This is a genomic window from Nocardia sp. 852002-20019_SCH5090214 (assembly GCF_001665865.1).
Classification (GTDB): domain Bacteria; phylum Actinomycetota; class Actinomycetes; order Mycobacteriales; family Mycobacteriaceae; genus Nocardia; species Nocardia nova.
The window spans coordinates 1-827 of record NZ_LZMK01000444.1; the positions used below are offsets into that span (position 1 = coordinate 1).

Sequence of the window (827 nt, forward strand, 5' to 3'; positions counted from 1 at the left end):
CCGGTCGACATCATCTTGAACACTCATGGTGTGCCGCGTCGTATGAACATCGGCCAGATCCTGGAAACACACCTCGGCTGGATCGCCAAGGCGGGGTGGGATATTCGGCTCACCGACGGCGCCCGCCCCGACTGGGCACAGCGCCTGCCCGCGGAACTGCTTTCGGCGCAACCGGATACGAATCTCGCGACCCCGGTCTTCGACGGCGCGCACGAAGCCGAGCTCGCCGGGCTGCTCACCTCGACGCTGCCGAACCGCGACGGCGAGACCATGGTCGGTGCGGACGGTAAGTCGGTGTTGTTCGATGGTCGTTCGGGTGAGCCGTTCCCGTATCCGGTGGCGGTGGGTTACATGTACATCCTGAAGCTGCATCACTTGGTGGACGACAAGATTCACGCGCGGTCGACGGGTCCGTACTCGATGATCACTCAGCAGCCGCTCGGTGGTAAGGCGCAGTTCGGTGGTCAGCGTTTCGGTGAGATGGAGTGCTGGGCCATGCAGGCCTACGGCGCTGCCTACACGCTGCAGGAGCTGCTGACGATCAAGTCCGACGACGTGGTCGGTCGTGTGAAGGTGTACGAGGCGATCGTCAAGGGCGAGAACATTCCCGAGCCGGGTATCCCGGAGTCGTTCAAGGTTCTGCTCAAGGAACTGCAATCGCTGTGCCTCAACGTCGAAGTACTGTCGGCCGACGGCGCCACGATCGAGTTGCAGCAGGGCGACGACGACATCGACCGCACCGCCGCGAATCTCGGAATCAGCCTGTCCGGCAACGAATCCGCGGCGGCGGATCTGGGCTGAACGTGTGACCGCGCACCCCGCGGGGG

At 64.0% G+C, this 827-nt stretch carries 1 pseudogene; it reads left to right on the top strand.

From position 1 onward, the window contains the following. A pseudogene (locus A5780_RS37445) lies at positions 1-801 on the top strand (DNA-directed RNA polymerase subunit beta); the annotation flags it as partial. Positions 802-827 lie beyond the last annotated feature (26 nt).